The 19,879-nt window shown below is 48.0% G+C and carries 15 protein-coding genes; all 15 read left to right on the forward strand.

Features of this window, described 5'->3' with window-relative positions:
• Positions 1-15 precede the first annotated feature (15 nt).
• The 15 genes from ABEQ74_RS14645 to ABEQ74_RS14715 all read left to right on the forward strand — a co-directional run bounded on the left by ABEQ74_RS14645 (position 16) and on the right by ABEQ74_RS14715 (position 19,818).
• A complete protein-coding gene (locus tag ABEQ74_RS14645) occupies positions 16-237 on the forward strand; it encodes a hypothetical protein (protein ID WP_430122894.1) in 222 nt (73 codons plus the stop codon).
• A 175-nt stretch (positions 238-412) separates the two neighbouring features.
• Positions 413-556: a hypothetical protein gene (locus tag ABEQ74_RS14650; RefSeq protein ID WP_053493681.1), complete on the forward strand. Its 144-nt coding sequence runs from the start codon at positions 413-415 to the stop codon at positions 554-556.
• Positions 557-923: 367 nt separating this feature from the next.
• Positions 924-2,831, forward strand: a complete 1,908-nt coding sequence (gene thrS / locus ABEQ74_RS14655; protein WP_430122895.1) for a threonine--tRNA ligase — start codon at positions 924-926, stop codon at positions 2,829-2,831.
• A 105-nt stretch (positions 2,832-2,936) separates the two neighbouring features.
• The gene (locus ABEQ74_RS14660; RefSeq protein WP_430122896.1) at positions 2,937-3,446 is read left to right on the forward strand and encodes a ClbS/DfsB family four-helix bundle protein; all 510 of its coding nucleotides are present in this window, start codon (positions 2,937-2,939) and stop codon (positions 3,444-3,446) included.
• A gap of 217 nt (positions 3,447-3,663) precedes the next feature.
• Entirely contained in the window at positions 3,664-4,785 is a 1,122-nt protein-coding gene (locus ABEQ74_RS14665; protein WP_430122897.1) for a glycoside hydrolase family 88 protein, read from the forward strand.
• Positions 4,775-6,943 carry an alginate lyase family protein gene (locus ABEQ74_RS14670; protein WP_430122898.1) on the forward strand — a complete coding sequence of 723 codons (2,169 nt, stop codon included), beginning with the start codon at positions 4,775-4,777 and terminating at the stop codon, positions 6,941-6,943. Before ABEQ74_RS14665 ends, ABEQ74_RS14670 begins: the two co-directional genes overlap by 11 nt.
• A gap of 69 nt (positions 6,944-7,012) precedes the next feature.
• Positions 7,013-8,737, forward strand: coding sequence for a cache domain-containing sensor histidine kinase (locus tag ABEQ74_RS14675; protein ID WP_430122899.1), 1,725 nt, complete (start codon positions 7,013-7,015; stop codon positions 8,735-8,737).
• Positions 8,737-10,332 (forward strand): response regulator transcription factor, encoded by a 1,596-nt coding sequence (locus ABEQ74_RS14680; protein WP_430122900.1) that lies wholly within the window; start codon positions 8,737-8,739, stop codon positions 10,330-10,332. The genes ABEQ74_RS14675 and ABEQ74_RS14680 overlap by 1 nt, the downstream gene beginning before the upstream one ends.
• A gap of 293 nt (positions 10,333-10,625) precedes the next feature.
• The gene (locus ABEQ74_RS14685) at positions 10,626-11,546 is read left to right on the forward strand and encodes a carbohydrate ABC transporter permease (RefSeq protein WP_430122901.1); all 921 of its coding nucleotides are present in this window, start codon (positions 10,626-10,628) and stop codon (positions 11,544-11,546) included.
• Between the two features lie 18 nt (positions 11,547-11,564).
• On the forward strand, positions 11,565-12,401 hold the full coding sequence (locus ABEQ74_RS14690) for a carbohydrate ABC transporter permease (RefSeq protein ID WP_430122903.1): 837 nt from the start codon (positions 11,565-11,567) through the stop codon (positions 12,399-12,401).
• Between the two features lie 154 nt (positions 12,402-12,555).
• A complete protein-coding gene (locus ABEQ74_RS14695; RefSeq protein WP_430122905.1) occupies positions 12,556-13,923 on the forward strand; it encodes an ABC transporter substrate-binding protein in 1,368 nt (455 codons plus the stop codon).
• Between the two features lie 117 nt (positions 13,924-14,040).
• The gene (locus ABEQ74_RS14700; RefSeq protein ID WP_430122907.1) at positions 14,041-15,294 is read left to right on the forward strand and encodes an alpha-L-fucosidase; all 1,254 of its coding nucleotides are present in this window, start codon (positions 14,041-14,043) and stop codon (positions 15,292-15,294) included.
• Between the two features lie 35 nt (positions 15,295-15,329).
• Positions 15,330-17,189 carry a glycoside hydrolase family 35 protein gene (locus tag ABEQ74_RS14705; protein WP_430122908.1) on the forward strand — a complete coding sequence of 620 codons (1,860 nt, stop codon included), beginning with the start codon at positions 15,330-15,332 and terminating at the stop codon, positions 17,187-17,189.
• A 269-nt stretch (positions 17,190-17,458) separates the two neighbouring features.
• Positions 17,459-19,120 (forward strand): hypothetical protein, encoded by a 1,662-nt coding sequence (locus ABEQ74_RS14710; RefSeq protein WP_430122909.1) that lies wholly within the window; start codon positions 17,459-17,461, stop codon positions 19,118-19,120.
• 26 nt (positions 19,121-19,146) lie between these two features.
• Positions 19,147-19,818, forward strand: coding sequence for a bifunctional 2-keto-4-hydroxyglutarate aldolase/2-keto-3-deoxy-6-phosphogluconate aldolase (locus ABEQ74_RS14715; RefSeq protein ID WP_430122910.1), 672 nt, complete (start codon positions 19,147-19,149; stop codon positions 19,816-19,818).
• Positions 19,819-19,879 lie beyond the last annotated feature (61 nt).

The following is a 19,879-nucleotide window of genomic DNA, read 5'->3' on the forward strand; positions in this document are numbered from 1 at the left end:
GAATTCGAACATTCGATGTCTTCTACAGATTTAGATATGAGCGGTGTTGAAGTCATCCTTACCTCAATCGAGGAAATGATGTTTAATGAAATGTCGACATATGCATTAAATAACAACAAGACGAGCCGTTTCTCCGTCATGCAGAGCAGCATAAATCATTTGTTGGAAAGATTACCCGAGAACTACGACGCTCACCACAAAAAGGAGTTTATTCGTCTTATCAACAACATCCATTAATCAGATGCATAATCGGAAGCCGCTGTTTTACAGCGGTTTTTTGTGATATTAGGCATGTCTCTATTCGTGGACAAAATACACACTTGAAAGTGACGCGACGTCATCTTGTAAGATATTAGTTGGCATAGAAGTTAACGAATGATGTCACATATCTTAGGAGAAGGAGTGGAGCTAAATGAAGAAGGGAGACAGCATCATATATGCCTGTGTCATTGTGGGGGCCGGAATCGGTTTAGCGTTAGGGAGTGCGTTTCCAGGTGTTCTTGTCGGTCTGGGAGTTGGCTATTTGATAAAAATGTCGTTAACAAACGAGGAATAATGATAGGCCAGTGAGTGTTGACAATTAGAATTTATTGACTTATAGTACTTTACTATCAGCAACGATCAAAGACATGATTCCTGAAACAACCTGTACAGAGAGAGAAGTGATTGGTGAAAGCTTCTACAGTGCTTGCTTCTTGAATTACCCCTTTGTAGCTGTGTTTTTGAACCCTATATGGTATTAGAAAACACCGAATCATCCCCGTTACCGGATGTCTGAATGAGGATCCGAAGAAGAGCATGCTGCATTGGCGAATGCTTGCCTTTCCGGATCAAATTAGGGTGGAACCACGAGCTGAACGCACTCGTCCCTTTGGGACCGGGTGTTTTTTTGCGTTCAATCTTAATTTGATGGAGGGATAGCAATGTCAATCGTAGTTACACTGCCAGATGGAAGTAAAAAGGAGTATCCTGCTCAAACGACGATGAAGGAAATCGCGGAATCCATTCATGCAGGACTTCTGAAACAGGCCGTCGCAGCCAAAGTGGATGGGAAGCTCGTGGATTTGGAGTATGAGCTGTCTCATGATGCAAAAGTCAGCATCGTTACACTGGATTCCGATGACGGATTGTACGTTTATCGACATAGCGCGGCCCATCTGATGGCCCAGGCTGTTAAACGGATCTATGGCAGCTCGTCGGTACATCTCGGTGTAGGGCCCGTTATTGAGGATGGTTTTTATTATGATATGGATCTGGGGCATTCCCTTACGAATGATGACTTGATTGTCATTGAGCGGGAGATGCAGAAGATCGTTCAGGAAGATCTCCCAATCGTACGCAAAGAGGTCAGTCGCCAGGAGGCTGAACAGCTGTTCAAAGAAGATCCGTATAAAATGGAATTGATCCGTGAGCTGCCGGAGGACGAGGTCATTTCCGTTTATCAGCAGGGCGAGTTCGTTGATTTGTGCAGGGGGCCTCATCTGCCTTCAACAGGCAAAATTAAGGCATTCAAGTTAATGAGTGTGGCAGGCGCCTATTGGCGGGGGAACTCGGACAATAAAATGCTGCAACGAATCTACGGTACAGCGTTTCCCAAAAAGTCGCAGCTTGAGGAACATCTATTTTTCCTGGAAGAGGCCAAAAAAAGGGATCATCGCAAGCTGGGAAAAGAGCTGGGGTTATTCATGTTCTCCGAAGAGGCGCCGGGAATGCCCTTTTTCTTACCTAATGGGATGATCATCCGCAATGAACTGGAACAATTCGCAAGAGAGCTTCAGTTCCATCGCGACTATGATGAAGTACGCACTCCGCTGATGATGAACAAACGATTGTGGGAAATGTCCGGACACTGGGATCATTACAAGGATAATATGTACTTTACCCAGGTGGACGAGACAGAATATGCATTAAAACCAATGAACTGTCCGGGGCATATGTTAGTTTATAAAAATTCGCTGCATTCCTACCGGGAGCTCCCAATTCGAATTTCAGAATTCGGGCAGGTACATCGACATGAATTCTCGGGCGCATTGAATGGCATGATGCGGGTGCGGACATTCTGCCAGGATGATGCTCATATTTTTGTCAGACCTGACCAGATTCAAGAGGAGATTAAGCAGGTTATCGATTTTATCAGCCAGGTTTATCAAGTATTTGGCTTTGAATATACAATAGAGTTATCGACAAGACCGGAAGACTCCATGGGGTCTGAAGAATTGTGGGAACAGGCGGAGTCCTCCCTGCAGCAGGTATTGGATCAACAAGGGCTGTCATACCGGATTAATGAAGGAGATGGAGCGTTTTACGGGCCGAAAATCGATTTTCATATCCTGGATTCCTTAAAACGAAGCTGGCAATGCGGTACTATTCAATTGGATTTTCAATTCCCAGAAAAATTCGATCTATCATATATAGGAGAAGATAACCAGAAGCATCGACCGGTTGTCATCCACCGAGCAGTCTTTGGATCGATCGAACGCTTTATTGGTATCCTTACAGAGCATTACGCTGGGGCTTTCCCAATGTGGCTTGCTCCCATACAAGTCATGATCATTCCAGTGTCGGATCACTATATCGATTACTCGTTAAAGGTGAAGAAACGTCTGGATAATGCGGGCATACGGGTGGACGTCGATGTCAGAAATGAAAAGCTGGGATATAAAATCCGCGAAGCAGGTCTGCTGAAAACGCCATACACATTAGTCCTTGGGGAAAAGGAAATGAACTCCGATCATGTATCGGTCCGTAAACGGGGCGAGGGCGAACTTGGTGAAAGCTCCATTGACCAAGTGATTGAACGGCTTCAGAGTGAGATCGAGACTAGGAAATAAGAAAAGGGATTGGATGATTTTCTTCACCGTTCATGATGCTTAGGCATGGTATCATTTGGATATACCTGTTAAGCGGAACATGGAAAGATGAAGGGGAGAGTCCCGTTGCCAACGTACCAGAGCAAAGAAGCTTTAATCACTGAAATCCAGAAGACGTACAGGCTTTTTGACCAAGAATTTGATGATGTTCCAGAGGATAAAAGGAATCTTCGTATTGGCGAAGTGGACAGAACACCCCAAGAAATGATCGCCTATCAGCTTGGATGGCTAATGCTGGTGATGAGCTGGGAGAAGGATGAACTTGCGGGTAAAGAAGTTACGACGCCAACCCCTGACTATAAATGGAATCAATTGGGGGCGCTGTATCAGCAATTCTATCATACGTATGATGGATATTCTTTGGAAGAATTACGTTCGTTGTTGAAGCAGAGGACGGAAGAATGGTGTGAATGGATTAGCCAATTGAGTGAGGAAGAATTATTTCATTCGGGTGTTCGCAAGTGGACGGTAACCAGTGCCAACTGGCCGATGTGGAAATGGCTGCATATCAATTCCGTCGCACCGTTCAAAAGCTTCAGAACCAAAATCAGAAAGTGGAAGAAGTACGACGGCTAGACCTATCGGTCTGCAGAACGGAACGATTCGAGGTTACCTCGGATCGTTTTTTTTGGCTGGATTCGAGCGAAAAGGAACAGGCTTGTTCCATTTTTACCGCCATAGGCACGCAAAAGTCAAAATAGTGCACATCAAGGCAAAAATAGCCTCTATAAGATCCGGGTGACTCCCCCTATCATGAATCGTAATCAGAACGTTTTGAAGGGGGCACGAGGGTATGTGGAGCAGTGCGATTAAAGATGCCGTAGAGAAAATTCGGAAGAACATGGATAGCTTTGGGACAAGATTTCCCCACGTTAGCAGGGATGGGGCTTATTTGCTGAATGACAACGATGATTGGACGAACGGCTTCTGGAGCGGTCTTCTCTGGCTATGTTATGAATACACAGGTGACGAGGCCTTCCGATTGGGAGCAGTACGAACGGTAGAAGACTTCCGTCAGCGCTTTGCGGAAAAGAAGGTGCTTGATCATCACGATATCGGATTTCTGTATTCCTTATCCTCCAAAGCACAGTGGATCGTTGAGAAGGACGAGAGTGCCCGCGAGTTGACGCTTCAGGCTGCGGACTTGCTGCTGAAACGTTGGCGTTCACGTGGAGGATATATTCAAGCATGGGGTCCTGAAGGAGATGAACAGGAGGGCGGCCGCATCATTATCGATTGTTTGATGAATCTACCACTCCTCTTCTGGGCGGGACAGCAAACCGGTAAGTCCCAATATCGGGACATTGCAATCATGCAGGCGGAAAAGACAAGACGCTATCTGGTAAGGGGAGATGACAGCTCATACCACACCTTCTTCTTCGATCAGCAAACCGGGGAGCCGATTGGAGGTGCGACGCACCAAGGTTATACGAACGGTTCGACATGGACACGGGGACAAGCCTGGGGGGTATACGGCTTCGCACTGGCTTACCAATATACTGGAGATCCTGTATACCTGGAAACTTCCAAACGAATGGCGAGGTATTTCCTTAAGCACTTACCGGAGGATCATGTCGCCCTGTGGGACTTTAATGCTCCCGTAACCGCTGATACGTATCGAGACAGCTCGGCCTCAGCCATCGTGGCAGCGGGCTTGCTGGAACTGATTGGACATTTGGAGGAGGGGGATCCGGACAGAGCCGCTTTTGAACAAGGGCTGAAGGATTCCATGACCTCGCTGGTACGAAATTATTCTACCATCGGCAAAGAGGCAGAGGGTCTGCTGCAGCGTGGTTCTTATCATGTGCGCGGAGGGTTGTCACCGGATGATTTCATGATCTGGGGGGATTATTTTTACCTGGAAGCCTTGATTCGAATGGAGACTGAAAACAAGGGGTACTGGTATGAACGCTGATGCGACAAAAGCTTTGGTGAATGCCGTTTGGGCGCTTTGGAATCCGGAGAATCCCGTAATTGGTCCGATGCAGGAAGCAGAGAATCAAGATCATCTGTCTGATGTGCTGAATAAGCTGCATGAATACTTCTCTTTCCGAAAGACACCTGGATGGTGGATGAGCAGTGAGGATAAGCAGAATATCACCAATTATGTAAAGCAATACTGTGCAGATGAACTGGAAACCGTAATGAAGACGGCCAATGAGGTGGTACAGCAGACGTTCCTGTTCCGCTTTCCGTGGGATATGGAACGGAGCGTAGTTCCCGTTACATTTGACGGTGATATTGATTGGTGCCATATCCCCGATCAAGACGTGGAGTGGGCTTATATGCTCAATCGCCACCGCTATTGGGTGGCGCTCGGACAAGCGTATGCGATGACAGGTGATGAGAAGTATGCGGAGACATTTTGCTGCCAGCTTGAAGACTGGATCGATCGGAATCCTGTCCCAGAAGAACCTACGACGGATACGTTGACTTGGCGCCCGATCGAGGCGGGTCTGCGCAGCGTGAACTGGATCAAGTCACTGCGATACATCATCGGTAGTCCATCCCTGACTCCACCCGTGCTCGTGAAAGCGCTGATTTCGCTTCACGAGCACGGAGAGTATCTTGCCGCTTCCTTCACCAGCTGGAAGCATATCAGCAACTGGGGTGTCCTGGAGACTTGCGGTTTATACCATATTGCACTGATCTTCCCCGAGTTCAGCAAATCGGCAAGTTGGCGGGTACTAGGGGAAGAGAGACTGAAAGAGACGGCAAGGCTCCAGGTTATGGCGGATGGCATCCACTGGGAGCAATCGCCAACGTATCATCATGAGGTGCTGGCCTGTTATCTTGACTGCGTTCACCTCGCTAGTCTTAACGGGGTTGAGCTTGACGGTTCATTTCGGCAAACCATTCGCGAGATGGCGACAGCCTCATTATATTGGGCGAAGCCGAATCACAGGCAGCCGATGCTGGGAGACAGCGACGATAGCGATATCCGTGGCATTCTGACATATGCCGCCTGGTTATTCGAGGATTCCGTTCTGCGCTTTGGCGGTCATGCTCGGCCGGATTACGATAATGCGTGGTTGTTCGGCATGGAGGGAATCCGTGATTACGAGGCGATGGCACCCGGGGAGCCGCCGTCCCGGAGCTGGGCTTTTACCCATTCCGGTCATTATACGATGCGAACGGGCTGGGACGAAGAAGCGTTGTACCTTTATTTTCACTGCGGTCCGCTCGGGGGAGGACACGGGCACGCTGATATGCTGCATATTGATCTCCATGCCTACGGCCGTGATCTGCTCACCGATTCTGGAAGATACAATTATAGCGATCATACACCGCTCAGAAAAGCGTTAAAAGAGAGCTCCGCCCACAACACAACGGTCGTCGATGGGATCGGGTTTACCGGGATCAAGGACACCTGGTCTTACGACCGGATTGCTGGGCCGCTGGGCTGCAAATGGATCAGCAGGCCTGACTTTGACTATGTTGAGGGGGCACATGACGGCTACCTTTATGGGAGTGAACCGTTGATTCCTCGTAGAAGGATTATCTTTATCAAGCCGTATTTTTGGCTGCTGATCGACAGTCTGACTTGCCTTGAGCAGCACACCCTGACTCAGCATTTTCATTTTCCACACCCGCCTGGAGAAGTCATGATGGAAGCGGCTTCAATGATTTGCCGAACACACACCCTTGGAGAAGCGAATCTCTCAATCATCCCCGTAAACATAGTTGACCTGTGTGGGGAAGTGGGCGAGGGCGTCTTATCCCGTGAATATAACTTGCTCGAACCGAATTCGAATGCAACTTATTCCAAAATAGGGAGAGGATTGCTCAGCATCATGCAGGTTCTTTATCCTCATCGTCCAGGGGAGACAACCTCTCCGCGAGTCCGTAAGGTACCCGTATATCGCCATACGGGTGAGCGGGTTCATGACGGGCAAGCTGAGGCATGTGGGGTTCAGCTCCCGGGAATGGAAGAGGAGTTTATTCTCGTTGTTAGTCACCGTCCACCGTCCGGTCATTATGATTCATATGTGGTGGAGGGTATGCAGATTTTCGGAGAGGTTGCGCTGATGACCTTCCTAGGAGAAAGAAGGAAAGTAACCGTCATCATTTAATGAATGCTTCCAGCTGAGAGGATTGATAGAATAAAGAGGACAAGAGCATAAAGAGAGGCGCGAAGAAAAATGTTCAAATTCACCTTCTACAAACGCATCCAGCTGTCGTTTCTTGTGCTGATCTTTATTCCGCTGATAGCCGTTTCTATCATTTCGTTTGTTCTGATCCGGGATACGATGGTAGAGAAGCTTCAGCTCAGCAACGAGAATGTCCTAAACGTCATGACGAATGAGCTGAGTAAGACGATTGACGATGTTACGTTTGCTTCCCATTTCATCGTGAACGATAAGAATGTTCGCAATATCCTGGGGTCATTTGCAGACACTAAGCGGTTGGCTAGTTATCAGGATTATGTACATTTTAGACAGATTCAGGATGTGTTTTCCCTCATTAATTCCAAGCCGCTGAACAATAACGTTCACATGTACTTGGTCAACCGGCAGAATTTCGTTATCTCATCCGGGACGGAGGATATGACAGAGATTAACGGAAGTGTCGACAAGTTGATGGAGCGTGTCGATCTCAATAAACCGGAAACCCTGCAATGGATTGGAATGACGGGTGGCAACTCGAAAGGTCAAGGTAAAAGTTACTATATTGCCAGGGTCATCTATGACACTCGCGAGAAGAGGCAAGTGTCCGTATTGCTTAGTGCTATTTCCGATACATACTTCAACAGGCTGCTGGATACGATCGACTTTGGCAAGGTGACTCTTTTTGATACAAACGGGGAATACATTGCAGGCCATCAGGGGCTGATCCCGCAACAGACGGAGACCAAGGGTAGTGTCCGAATGGATAGAACGATTCTGAAATCGAACTGGAAGCTGACCTATGAAGCTTCGGAGAAAGAGTGGTCAGGGCCAATCTCCCGGACCTTTTATACCGGTCTTACCGGAGTTCTTCTGTTGTTTCTCGTTTTTTCCGGGATGTCCATCCTGATCGCCAAAAGGCTGCACAGTCCGATTCTCAAGCTGCAGCGGGTGGTACGCCAGTTCGGAATGGGAAATCTGGATGTCAGACTGGAGGTCAAGGGCAAGGACGATATCGCCGAATTGGGACAGACACTGAATACGATGCTGGATCAATTAGAGCATCTGATTCACGATATCGAACAGGAGCAGGAACAGAAGCGGGTGATGGAGCTTGAAGCCTTGTTTATGCAAATCCGTCCTCACTTTTTGATCAATACATTGAATTCGATTAAATGCAGCCTGATCTTGACGAAGGATACACTTCACAGCGGGATTATTGATTCTTTAATGAGTTTGCTCCGAGCTTATCTCAAGGTCAATGAACCTGCCACTTTACACGAAGAATGCAAGCTGCTGGCCCATTATGTCGACATCATGAAAATCCGCAACGAAATCCCGCTTCAATTAGTGGTCAATCTGGATCCGGAAACCGAAGGGCTCATTTTGCCAAAACTTATATTGCAGCCGATCGTTGAGAATGCCATCGTCCACGGACTTGTTGATCATCAGACTCCGTGTATTGAGATCCGATCCCAGCTCCACCCCGGTGGTATCAGGATTGAGATTACAAACAATGGTGCCTGGGCCGATGAAGAAATGCTCAAATCTCTGAACCGGAGTCTGGGTAGACCAAGCGAAGAGCAAGATGGATCGTATGAGAGAGTCGGTCTTATGAATGTAGTCCAGAGACTCCGATTGACCTTCGGGCAGGAAGCGAGTTTGACACTCGCCAACCTTCCGCATGAAGGAATGTCAGTTTCACTGTATTTGCCCCTAAGTCATCATCACGGTTTTCTACCGGAGGGAGAGGAAGAATAATGTATAGAGTAATGCTCATAGACGATGATGTTCCTATGCTTAAGGTACTACAACAGATGATTGACTGGGAGGCAAACAATCTGCAGATTGCCGGCAGTACGTATTCCAGCGCCAAAGCCCTGCACATGTTTGAGGAAGTGCAGCCGGATATTGTCATTACCGATATTGGACTCCCGCAAAAAAATGGCATTGAGCTCGCGGACCATTTTATTCGCACGAAGCCGGAGGTACGGATTATTTTCCTAACCTGTCATGAGGATTTTCATTACGCCCAGCAAGCCGTAAAACTGCAAGCGGATGACTATTTGATTAAGGATCAGCTTACAGCGGAGCAGTTGGAGGAGAGCCTCGGCAAATCCATGCATTTGTTAAAGAAGCGATCCGGTCTGATTCAGCGCGAGACGGCGAATTACAACAGTCAGCTTTACCGTCAAGATTTGCTGCAAAGGGTAATCAATGGCTCACCGTCTGAGACAACTCTGGCTTATGCGGCGCAGATCGGAATCGCTTGGACTTATCCGTGGTTTATGATGGGGTTGGTCAGCATTCAGCTTCCCAGCTTTGACAAGCGTTTCAGACAAACGGAGTTTCCACTGATTTTATACGCTGTCTATAATATCGCGGCGGAATTGTCTGAATTATATGAAGGGATTACGCCGTTCATGGAGCAGGGGAACATCGTAATTCTATATAACTATCGTCTCAATCTAGCACAGAATGCTAGTCTGCATCTTCATAACTACTTGCAGCGGCTGCGTTACCAGTGTGTTAATTTTCTCAAAATTCAACCGAATGTTATAACAGTCACGGATAAAATGGAATTAAGCTCGATAGGTTCGATTTATCAGGAAATTCTTCATGGCAAGTACGAGTTTTATGAGAATACCGCCGACTTTACGATAACTGAAGTTTCGCAAATCAGGTCCCGATGGTTTCAAAATGCGCCTCAGCGGTTTCTTGACAGCTATGTTTCGGAGCTGGAACGGATGCTCATCAAGCAGGATTTGGACGGTATACGCACAACGTTACAGAAGATCGCCACATCCGCGAAAGAGTTGTCGATTGAACCGGGTGACGTTGCCAGGGATTTATCCTCCATGCTTCGCAGTATTGAATTGATGTTCTCCAGCTTGAAATTCGAAGAGGAACTGTTCGCCTACCTTGCTTTATCTCGCAGACTGGAGGATATGATGGAACTGGTGGAGAGTAACCTTGTACAGATGATGGGAGCCCGGCAAACGGGAACGGGAATGGGGAGTACCACGAACGAACCGAAGCTGCAGGTGATCCAGCAGTATATCGATCAGCATCTTGACGATAACATTACGTCGATTGACATGGCACGCTATCTGTATTTGAACCCGAGCTATTTTTCACGATATTTCAAACGGTTGACGGGGCTTACCTTCACGGATTACGTGCATCAATACAAAATGAAGATTGCCACCAAAAAGCTCAGAATGTCCGGACAAAATCTGGAATCTCTGGCCATGGGACTCGGCTATTCGGATCGGACGTATTTTTCAAAAGTATTTAAAAAATACGTGGGGAGCACGCCGAGCGAATATAAAGCGAAGTACACGGCGCGAAAATAAGTGGAGCGCTACAGTTCAATTCACATTTACAGCAGCAAGCCGCCTGGCAAGGGCGGCTTTTTAAGATTTAAGAATGTATGAGTTTTCTACGAAGCGTTAGCAATAATGTATTCGCATTTATATGTTTTGGGGTCTCCGCAAAGTATTTGGAATAAACATCGAAGCATAGGCTCCACTTTGCGGGGCTTTCTTTAGGTCAAAATCTTGCACATGGCTGGTCATAATCCCTCCTTCTTGATGAGGTCGAATGTATTACTATAATGACAACTTACAAATTGTTGAGGTGATGCTTCATGGAGGCTGTACAACGACCAGTGCCAAAGAGCCGGCGGAAGTTTTGGACTCCCAAGCGGAAAGAGGCTTTAATCGGGTGGCTGTTTCTTGCCCCGGAAATCATCGGGATGCTGCTATTAAACGTATTTGCGCTTGGATTTTCTTTGTATTTGAGCTTATCCAATTGGGATCTGCTGTCGGGTGTCAAGGGGATTGAGTTTACCGGATTTGATAACTACATCAAGATGTTCCATGATCCGACCATTATTCAAGCGGTAAAGAACAATTTGATCTATATGGTTCTTACGGTGCCAATCCCGATTGCCATCGCCCTGGTGCTTTCGGTTTTGATTCACAACAGTGTGTTCTTCAAAAGTTATTTTAAAGTTGCGTTCTTCATTCCTTATATTTCTTCGATTATCGCAGTTGCTGCGGTGTGGAGTGCATTATTCCACCCATCGCTGGGACCGATCAACCAGTTTCTGATGGATATCGGGATCAGCAATCCGCCGAAATGGCTGGTCGATCCGAAAACGTCGCTCTTGGCGATTTCGATTATCAGTTCCTGGGCGGGCCTTGGCTATACGATCATTATCTATATGGCCGGTCTCACGAACATTTCGAATGAGATTTATGAAGCGGCGGATATTGATGGTGCCGGGGCGATTAAAAAGTTTTTTGCGATTACGGTTCCGATGCTGCGTCCAACAACCTTCTTCCTGTTGATTACGATGTTGATTGGTTCGTTTAAAGTGTTTGACATCATCGCCTTTTTAACGGAAGGCGGACCGAACAATTCTTCTACCGTGCTCGTATTCCGTATCTATGAGGAAGGCTTTAAATATTACAATATGGGATACGCTTCGGCCATTTCCTGGCTGCTGTTCGCGATTATCGGGCTGATTACCGCGCTCACCTGGAAAATGAGAAATGAAGAATAAAGAGGGAGAGGAATATACATGCAGTTGCTTCGAAATAACATGTCCAAAGCAGTAATTACCCTTTTCATGGGGGCATTGTCCATCGTGTTTCTCGTTCCCCTTATCTGGATGATTTCCGCGGCTTTCAAATATGAGAAGGATGTTATGCGTTTCCCGATTCAATGGATACCGGAAAAGGTGAATCTGGCGTACAATTTCAAGACGGTTTGGATGGGAAAGGTTCCCTTCTATGATTTCTATTTTAATTCTTTTAAAATAGCAATTATCACCACTTTAATCACGCTAATCATCTCATCCATGGCAGCTTATTCTCTAACGAAAATTCGATTCAAAGGACGGAATATCGTCTTTATGGCCTTGCTCTCGTTCATGATCATTCCCGATCAGGCTACGCTGATTCCGCGGTTTCTGCTCATTCGCTGGTTTGGTCTCTACAATACACATGCGGCTATCATCTTCATGAGTATGTTCTCGATTTACTTCACGTTCCTTCTGCGTCAATTTATGATCGGGATCAGCGATGAATATTTGGAAGCGGCCAGAATTGACGGAGCGGGTCATCTGCGGACATTTGCTTCCATTATTGTTCCGCTATGCAAGCCGGTGCTTGCTACGGTAGCGATTATTAAGTTCATTTGGACTTGGAACGATTATCAGAATCCGCTCATCTTCTTGCTGAACAAGGATTTATACACGATTCCGCTGGGTATGACACTATTCCGTGATGACTACACCAACAACTATGCCATCATGATGACGGCAGCAGTATCGGCGATCATTCCGCTCGTCATCGTGTTCATCGTATTGCAAAAGCAAGTCATAAATGGTATCGCTTTAGGCGGGGTAAAAGGTTGATACAAATTTAATGAAAAAGAGATCAAAAGTATACGCAAAAGTCAAAAAAGTGATCATAGAACATCAAAATTGTGCACTTGATTGGTCTCGCGGGTGCCTATAATGAACATGGAAATAGCACCACAACTAATTTATCTGTGCAGGGGGAAGTAAGATGAAGAAAAAAGTCAAACACAGATTATCCGTCATTCTTAGCACGATCCTGGCAAGCACCCTGATTTTAAGCGGTTGCGGAAACTCCGGGTCAGATGCGGATGCCAGCAAGTCAGGCAAAGAGGTTACCACCATCAAGTACTACAACTGGGATAACGAAGCTCAACAGGCTGGAACGGATGCCATGCTCCAGGAATTTATGGATCAAAATCCGGAAATCAAGGTTGAACATGTGGTTCTGGTTCCCGGCGATTCCGTGGAAATGCTGAAAAAGCTTGATTTCCTGATCTCTTCCGGTGAAACGATTGATGTTATTCAATTTCCAAGCTTGGGCGGAGTTCTCGAACGGGCTGAACGTGGAGCTCTTGCTCCTCTGAACGAGCTCTATGAGAAGGAAAGTCTGGTTCCGGAAGATGAGTACTTTGTAAATCCTAAGCTAAGCGACAAGTACTATGGAATGCAGTACACCAAGAGCACGAACTATGTCATGCTCAATAAGGATGCTCTGGATGAAGCGGGACTTGAGGTACCGAAATATGGTTGGACATGGGACGACTACCGCGACTACGCTAATAAAATGACCAAGGGTGAAGGCGTTGACAAGCGTTATGGAACTTACTTCCATACATGGGAGCTTTATATGAACGCTCCGGCCCAAACCATGATGAAAGATCCGTTTGTGTATGAGGACGGAACAACTATTCTGTCCGATCCGACTTACAAGTATTTCTTCCAGCTCCGTAAAGACATGGAGGAGAAGGACAAGTCGGCTAAACCTTACAGTGACGTACTTGCTGCTAAGCTGAACTACCGTACTGAATTCTTTAATGAAGAAGCTGCTATGATTCTTACAGGCAACTTTACGATCGCTGACCCAGGCAATACCGAGCAATATCCGCATGAATTCAAAACAGCCTTCGCTCCTGTACCTGTGCCTCCTGCTGGCTGGGAACCTAAAGAGTATGAAGGAAAATACTTCACCAGCGGTAATATGCTGGCGATGGGCGCCAATTCCGCCAACAAGGATGCATCCTTCAAACTTATGAGATTCATGACAACAGCTGATTCCGACAACAGACTTGAGTTCTCTGGTTACAAGAAGGCGAATAACGAGGATCTGCTGACGAAGCTGGTTGCAGGTAAAGAGGATATGTACGATATGGATTCGTTGAAATATACACTGTTTAGTGATGAAATCCAATATCTGGATGCGGCCAAAGTTATGATCGCGTCTACAGCAGAATTGACCAAGATCATTGATGATGGCTTTGCGAAATATATGCTCAGCAATGAGCCGATTGATGAGGTTCAAAAATGGATGGTCGATGAGGCAACGAAAATCATTAACGAAAAAAGCGTTATTAAGTAACAGAGATAGCACAAAGTAGAGAATCCTGGTAGGAATCGGGCTTCGGGGGGCCAATAAACCGGCTTCCCCAAAGCCCTTTTTTATTACGACGACGGTAGAGAGTGGGAGGGAAAACGCATGGCAATTACAAGAAAGCCTAAAGACCGGCTTGCTGTTCCTTCGTTGGAGCAGCTGGCTTGGCAGGACATGGAGCTCGGGATGTTCTGCCATTTTGGAATCAATACGTTCTGTGACCAGGAATGGGGGGAAGGTAAGGATGATCCCTCTTTGTTTAATCCGGACAGCCTGGATGCCAAACAGTGGGCCCGGTCCGCGAAGGAAGGCGGATTCCGTTATCTCATATTGACGGCCAAGCACCATGATGGCTTTTGCCTGTGGCCGACGGCAACAACGGAATACTCCGTAGCCTCGAGTCCGTGGAAGGAGGGGCGAGGCGATGTCGTAAAAGAATGCGCGGAAGCTTGCCGGGAAGAGGGCATCGGCTTCGGTATTTATGTATCCCCTTGGGACAGGCACGAGCCGTGTTATGCAGACCCGAAGCAGTATGATGACTTTTATTGCAGACAATTGGAGGAGCTCTTATCGGGCTATGGTCCGCTTGTGGAAATCTGGTTTGACGGCGCAGGGTCGGAAGGCCGTGAATATGACTGGCCTCGAATCATGGATCTTGTGAAAAGACATCAGCCAAGCGCCATGGTGTTTAATATGGGTGCGCCCACGATCCGTTGGGTTGGTAATGAGGATGGGTTAGCTCCGTATCCTTGCTGGAATACGGCCGATTCTTCGAGGGGCAGCATGTTCAGCGAAGAATCGCTGAAGTGGCTACCGGAGACGCCGGACTGGGTGCCCGCGGAATGCGATGTTCCCATCCGAAAAGACAGATGGTTCTGGCATCCGGACGAAGAACATTTGCTGTTGTCTCTTGATCAGTTAATGGAAATCTATTATCGCTCGGTTGGACACGGGGCGACTTTGCTGCTCAATGTCGCTCCGGACCCGCGGGGGCTGTTTCCGGAAGCAGATGTAAAGCGGCTACAGGAGTTTGGCAGAGAGATTGAGCGTCGGTTTGGTCATGCTCTGGCCGAAGGCTCGGGATCGGGAGAGGTCACCCAGTTGAGCCTTCCTCAAGCATGTGTGATCGACCATGTTATTGTCATGGAGGAAATTGCATACGGGGAACGGATCAGTCAATATGTGCTGGAAGCCTTCATCGATGGGGAGTGGCACGAACTTACACGCGGCAGCGCGATCGGTCACAAGAAAATCGATGCGTTCTCTCCAGTAACTGCTGACAAGGTGCGTTTGCGGGTACTGGAATCGGCAGCAAGTCCGAAAATCAATAAAATAGCGGTTTATCGCTGCGGGCAATAAACCTTGGATTATAACATGGGTGGAGGAGATCTGTAATGGGAGTGCTCACTTGGAAGAACGGACGATACTTGCTGAACGGTCAGCCGTACCGGATCATATCGGGAGCGATTCACTATTTCCGTGTCGTTCCTGAATATTGGGAAGACAGACTATTAAAATTAAAGGCCTGCGGCTTTAATACTGTTGAAACTTATATCGCATGGAATGTGCACGAACCCAAAGAAGGGAAATTTAATTTTAGCGGTATGGCCGATGTCGGTTCGTTTATCGAATTAGCAGGGAAATTGGGCCTGTACGTTATAGTCAGACCCAGCCCGTTCATCTGTGCGGAATGGGAGTTTGGAGGCTTGCCGGGTTGGCTTCTTGGTTATGGAGAAGTTCAGCTTCGCTGCAGTGACCCGCTCTATTTAAGCAAGGTGGATCATTATTACGATGAGCTGATCCCAAGACTGGTTCCGCTGCTGTCAACAAACGGAGGGCCGATTTTGGCCGTTCAGGTCGAAAATGAATACGGCAGTTATGGCAACGATCACGCATATCTGGAGTATTTGCGCGCAGGACTGGTGCGGCGCGGGGTTGATGTGCTTCTCTTTACGTCCGATGGGCCAACCGACGAAATGCTGTTAGGCGGGTCAATTGACCATGTGCACGCGACTGTGAATTTCGGTTCCCGGGTAGAAGAATCCTTCAGCAAATATCGTGAATATCGTACGGATGAGCCGCTGATGGTCATGGAATTCTGGAACGGGTGGTTTGATCACTGGATGGAGGATCATCATGTGCGGGATGCGGCGGACGTCGCCGGCGTACTGGATGAAATGCTCGGGAAGGGCTCCTCGATTAATATGTATATGTTCCATGGTGGAACCAACTTTGGCTTTTACAGTGGGGCGAATCACATAAAGACATATGAACCAACAACGACAAGCTATGATTATGATGCCCCTTTGACAGAATGGGGAGATAAGACGGAGAAATATGAGGCGGTGCGGTTAGTGCTCAACAAGCATGGCTTTTACCCAGATTGTGACTTCCCGGAGCCGATTCCCAAGGTAGCCTATGGAAAGGTAGCTTTGTCTGAGATGGCCGGACTGTTTACGGATGCCAATCTGCAGCATCTCTCAGAACCGATAAAAAGCGTATCGATCCAGCCGATGGAAAAATTCGGACAGTCCTATGGTTTTATATTGTACAGCACATTTATTCAGGGACCGCGGCAAGGACAGCAGCTGTTTATTCAGGAGGTTCGTGATCGCGCCCAGGTATTTCTGGACGGTCAGCCGCTTGGCGTAATCGAACGATGGAATTCGGGGTCGCTCGATATAAGTGTACCAGCAAACGGAGCGAGACTGGATATTCTCGTTGAGAACATGGGCCGGATCAATTACGGACCGCTGATCCGCGATCCCAAGGGAATCACGGAAGGCGTGAGAATCGATAACCAGTTCCTGTATGACTGGACAATTCAGCCCCTGCCGCTTGAGCCGGAGATGTTGGCATCACTCTCGTATAAACCGGTTACGGATAAAGGTCAGGTGGAGCAGGAAGAACTGTCCATGCAAGAGTCGGCAAGCGCAGGACTGCCCGGCTTTTACCGCGGCTGCTTTCAAGTGGAGGACATCGGAGATACGTTTCTTCGCTTTGATGGCTGGACAAAGGGTGTCGCCTGGATCAATGGCTTCAATCTTGGCCGGTACTGGAACGCCGGGCCTCAGAAGGCCTTGTATATTCCTGGTCCTTTATTGCGGAAAGGGGAAAATGAGCTGGTTCTTTTTGAATTGCATGGCCGACCCGAATCTTGTGAAGTTAAACTGTCTGATCAACCGGACCTTGGTCAGACTGCGGCAGTGGACGAAGCTGTGCTTAATTTCGTTCAGGACGAAGAAGACAAGTAGTCCATTACGACAGGATTTACGGTTCATCCTTTTCGGGATAACCCGGCCAGAGAGATTCTCTGGCCGGGCTATTATCGTATGTTCCTAAAGTAGGAGTCCAGTTGGATAATGTCAGAAACCTATACGTTTTTAATCAAAAATTCACCTTTTCGATTGTATATTTTGGTTCGCTATGTATATATAAGTTCAAATAGGTTTATTTTTGTTTGTTTTTATCGTACATTAGTGTTGGGAAGCAGAATTTTCATCGGATTGGGAAAGGAGTATCTATGAACGAATATAAAGAGAGAATGAGCCTGATTGTTCGAAACGTTGCGGAACAAGCATGGAGTAAACCTCTGCGTTCTAGCGGATTGTGGTTTCATAGTGATGTGCGTGACAACTTCTATTATGCCTCCTATCTGTTTGCAGCTTCGTTAGACTTTGAGCATGATCCGCAGTTCAGTCGGCAGGAAGGTAAACGGCTGGCAGAGGAGGTTTTAGGTCGTGTGCTGCGGCTGCAGAATAGGGATGCAAAGAGCCCGATGTACGGACACTGGCCGCTGAACCTGGAGCCTGAGCCGGAAGCGGCGAGTCCACATGTGCTGCCGGTAGAATTGATGGGGAGCTTGATGGTTTACTTCCATCGTAAGTTTGAAAGTGAGATGAGTGAAGGACTGGCGAGGGAGTTTGAGACTGCGCTGGAGCACATATATCATGGAGGATTTTTTCGCAAGCCGCTTACCGTGTGCAACCATCATGAGGCTAAGTATACGGCGGCCAAGTTAATATTCGGCCAGCGTTTCAGTGATAAGGAGCTTTTGGAGGACGGAAAACAAAGTCTTAGGGATACCCTGACTGTGCTCCGCCAGGACGGTATGGCAGAGTACGGGTGTCTGCCGTGGTTCTGGCATTGGACGCAGGCATTCACCTGTACGCTGGAATTGGTGGAGGATCCGCAATTGAAGCAGGAGCTTCGTGAACTATTGGATGAACTGTGGAGCTTGCGCACGCTCTATTATTTGAAAGGGTCCTGGGTAGGAGCCCACTCCAGGGGATGGCCTCACGATGCACCGAGGGATGGTAATGTGCTTCACGATTATGTTCAGTTCGGTGATTTCAGCCTGCCGGAGGAGATGCCGCGCACGGAGTATGCCGGTTTTCTATTCTACGAAGCACCGGAAGCGAAACGGCAGCTTGCCCTAAATCGGAGCGAACCGACGGAAGTGCGCAAGGCGGTGATGAAATCGGTTGAAGGCGAGATGCGGCGGCTGCATTCCTATGCCTATGTGACGGAATATTTTGCGGTGGGAGGATTGTGGGAACGGGTTCTTGAGTTCGACAACGAGCAGCTGCGCTGGATGTACAGTCTCCCTGTCCGCACCGAAGGCAAAGTGAATCAGCTGTACTTCTTTCACCCGGGGGAGGGATATGAGCCTTCTGGAAGCGATCCCCGCCACCAAAGCGAGTGGATGGAGGTGCTGTATCACAAAAATGTCGTGTTGGCTCTATATCCGCTGTCTGAATCAGCTGATGCCGGGGGCAGAGAAGTTGTCGGCGTTCTACCGGAAGGGGAATGGTTGTACGATTTAGAAGCTTTGTACGGCAAGGTAGACGAGGTTTATTTTGCCATCCATTTGAGCCCTGGGACGACTTATGACATTAGGGAACAGTCCGGATATCATCTGGTCGTTTGCCGTGGCGACGACATTGCTCTAACCGTAGAGGCGGTGTCCGTTCGGGATGCGGAGCACAGGGGAATCGAAGAAATGGCGGCGTTCGCACGACGTATGTCTGAGCAGAAGCCGGAATTCAAGACAAACGAAGCGCTTGAGGTAGCGTATACAGGATGGACGACTGAAGATCAACTATGTTTGAAACATATGGCTTCAGGCAGTCCAGTGAAAATGATAAACGGAGCGGAATGTACGTTTGAATTGTATTCTGTGTAACTTTCGATAAGAAAAGAGGAGTAAGGATGAAGAAACTGCAGTTGATTCAAAAAATAGCGGAAGAGGGCGTGGTCGCGGTCCTGCGCGGTGAAACGCCGGAGCAGGTTGTGGAGATGGCTGAACAAGCCATAGCCGGCGGCATCAAAGTAATCGAGGTGACGATGACCGTACCGTTTGCACTGCGGGCCATTGAAACGTTGTCGCGCAAATATTCATGGGACGCCGAAGACCCATCCTCCTATGCCATTATCGGTGTAGGTACAGTACTTGATCCGGAAACCGCGCGTGCTGCGATATTGAATGGTGCCGAATTTGTTGTTGGGCCGTGTCTGAGCAGGGAAACCGTAATGCTATGCAACCGCTATCGGATTCCAGTCATGCCTGGGGCCATGACGATTAAGGAGATCCAGGAAGCGTTGGAACTAGGTGCGGACATCGTCAAGCTGTTCCCAGGCAACCTGTATGACCCGTCGATGATTAAGGCGATCAAGGGCCCGCTCCCGCAGGCGAATATCATGCCGACCGGTGGTGTTTCGCTTGATAATCTTGGCGAATGGATCAAGGCGGGAGCGATCGCTGTCGGTATTGGTTCAGATCTGACAAGTGAGGCTTTGAAGCAGCAGGATTACAGCTTGATTGCCCAAAAAGCGGCTGAATACAAGCGAGCCTATCTGCAGGCTAAAGGGCTGACGCAATAGCAATACTTATTAATTGGTAGATTTAAACTAGCCCGTAACTGGTATTATCCCCTCAAAGTAG

Source organism: Paenibacillus solani, assembly GCF_050475945.1.
Classification (GTDB): domain Bacteria; phylum Bacillota; class Bacilli; order Paenibacillales; family Paenibacillaceae; genus Paenibacillus_AQ; species Paenibacillus_AQ solani_A.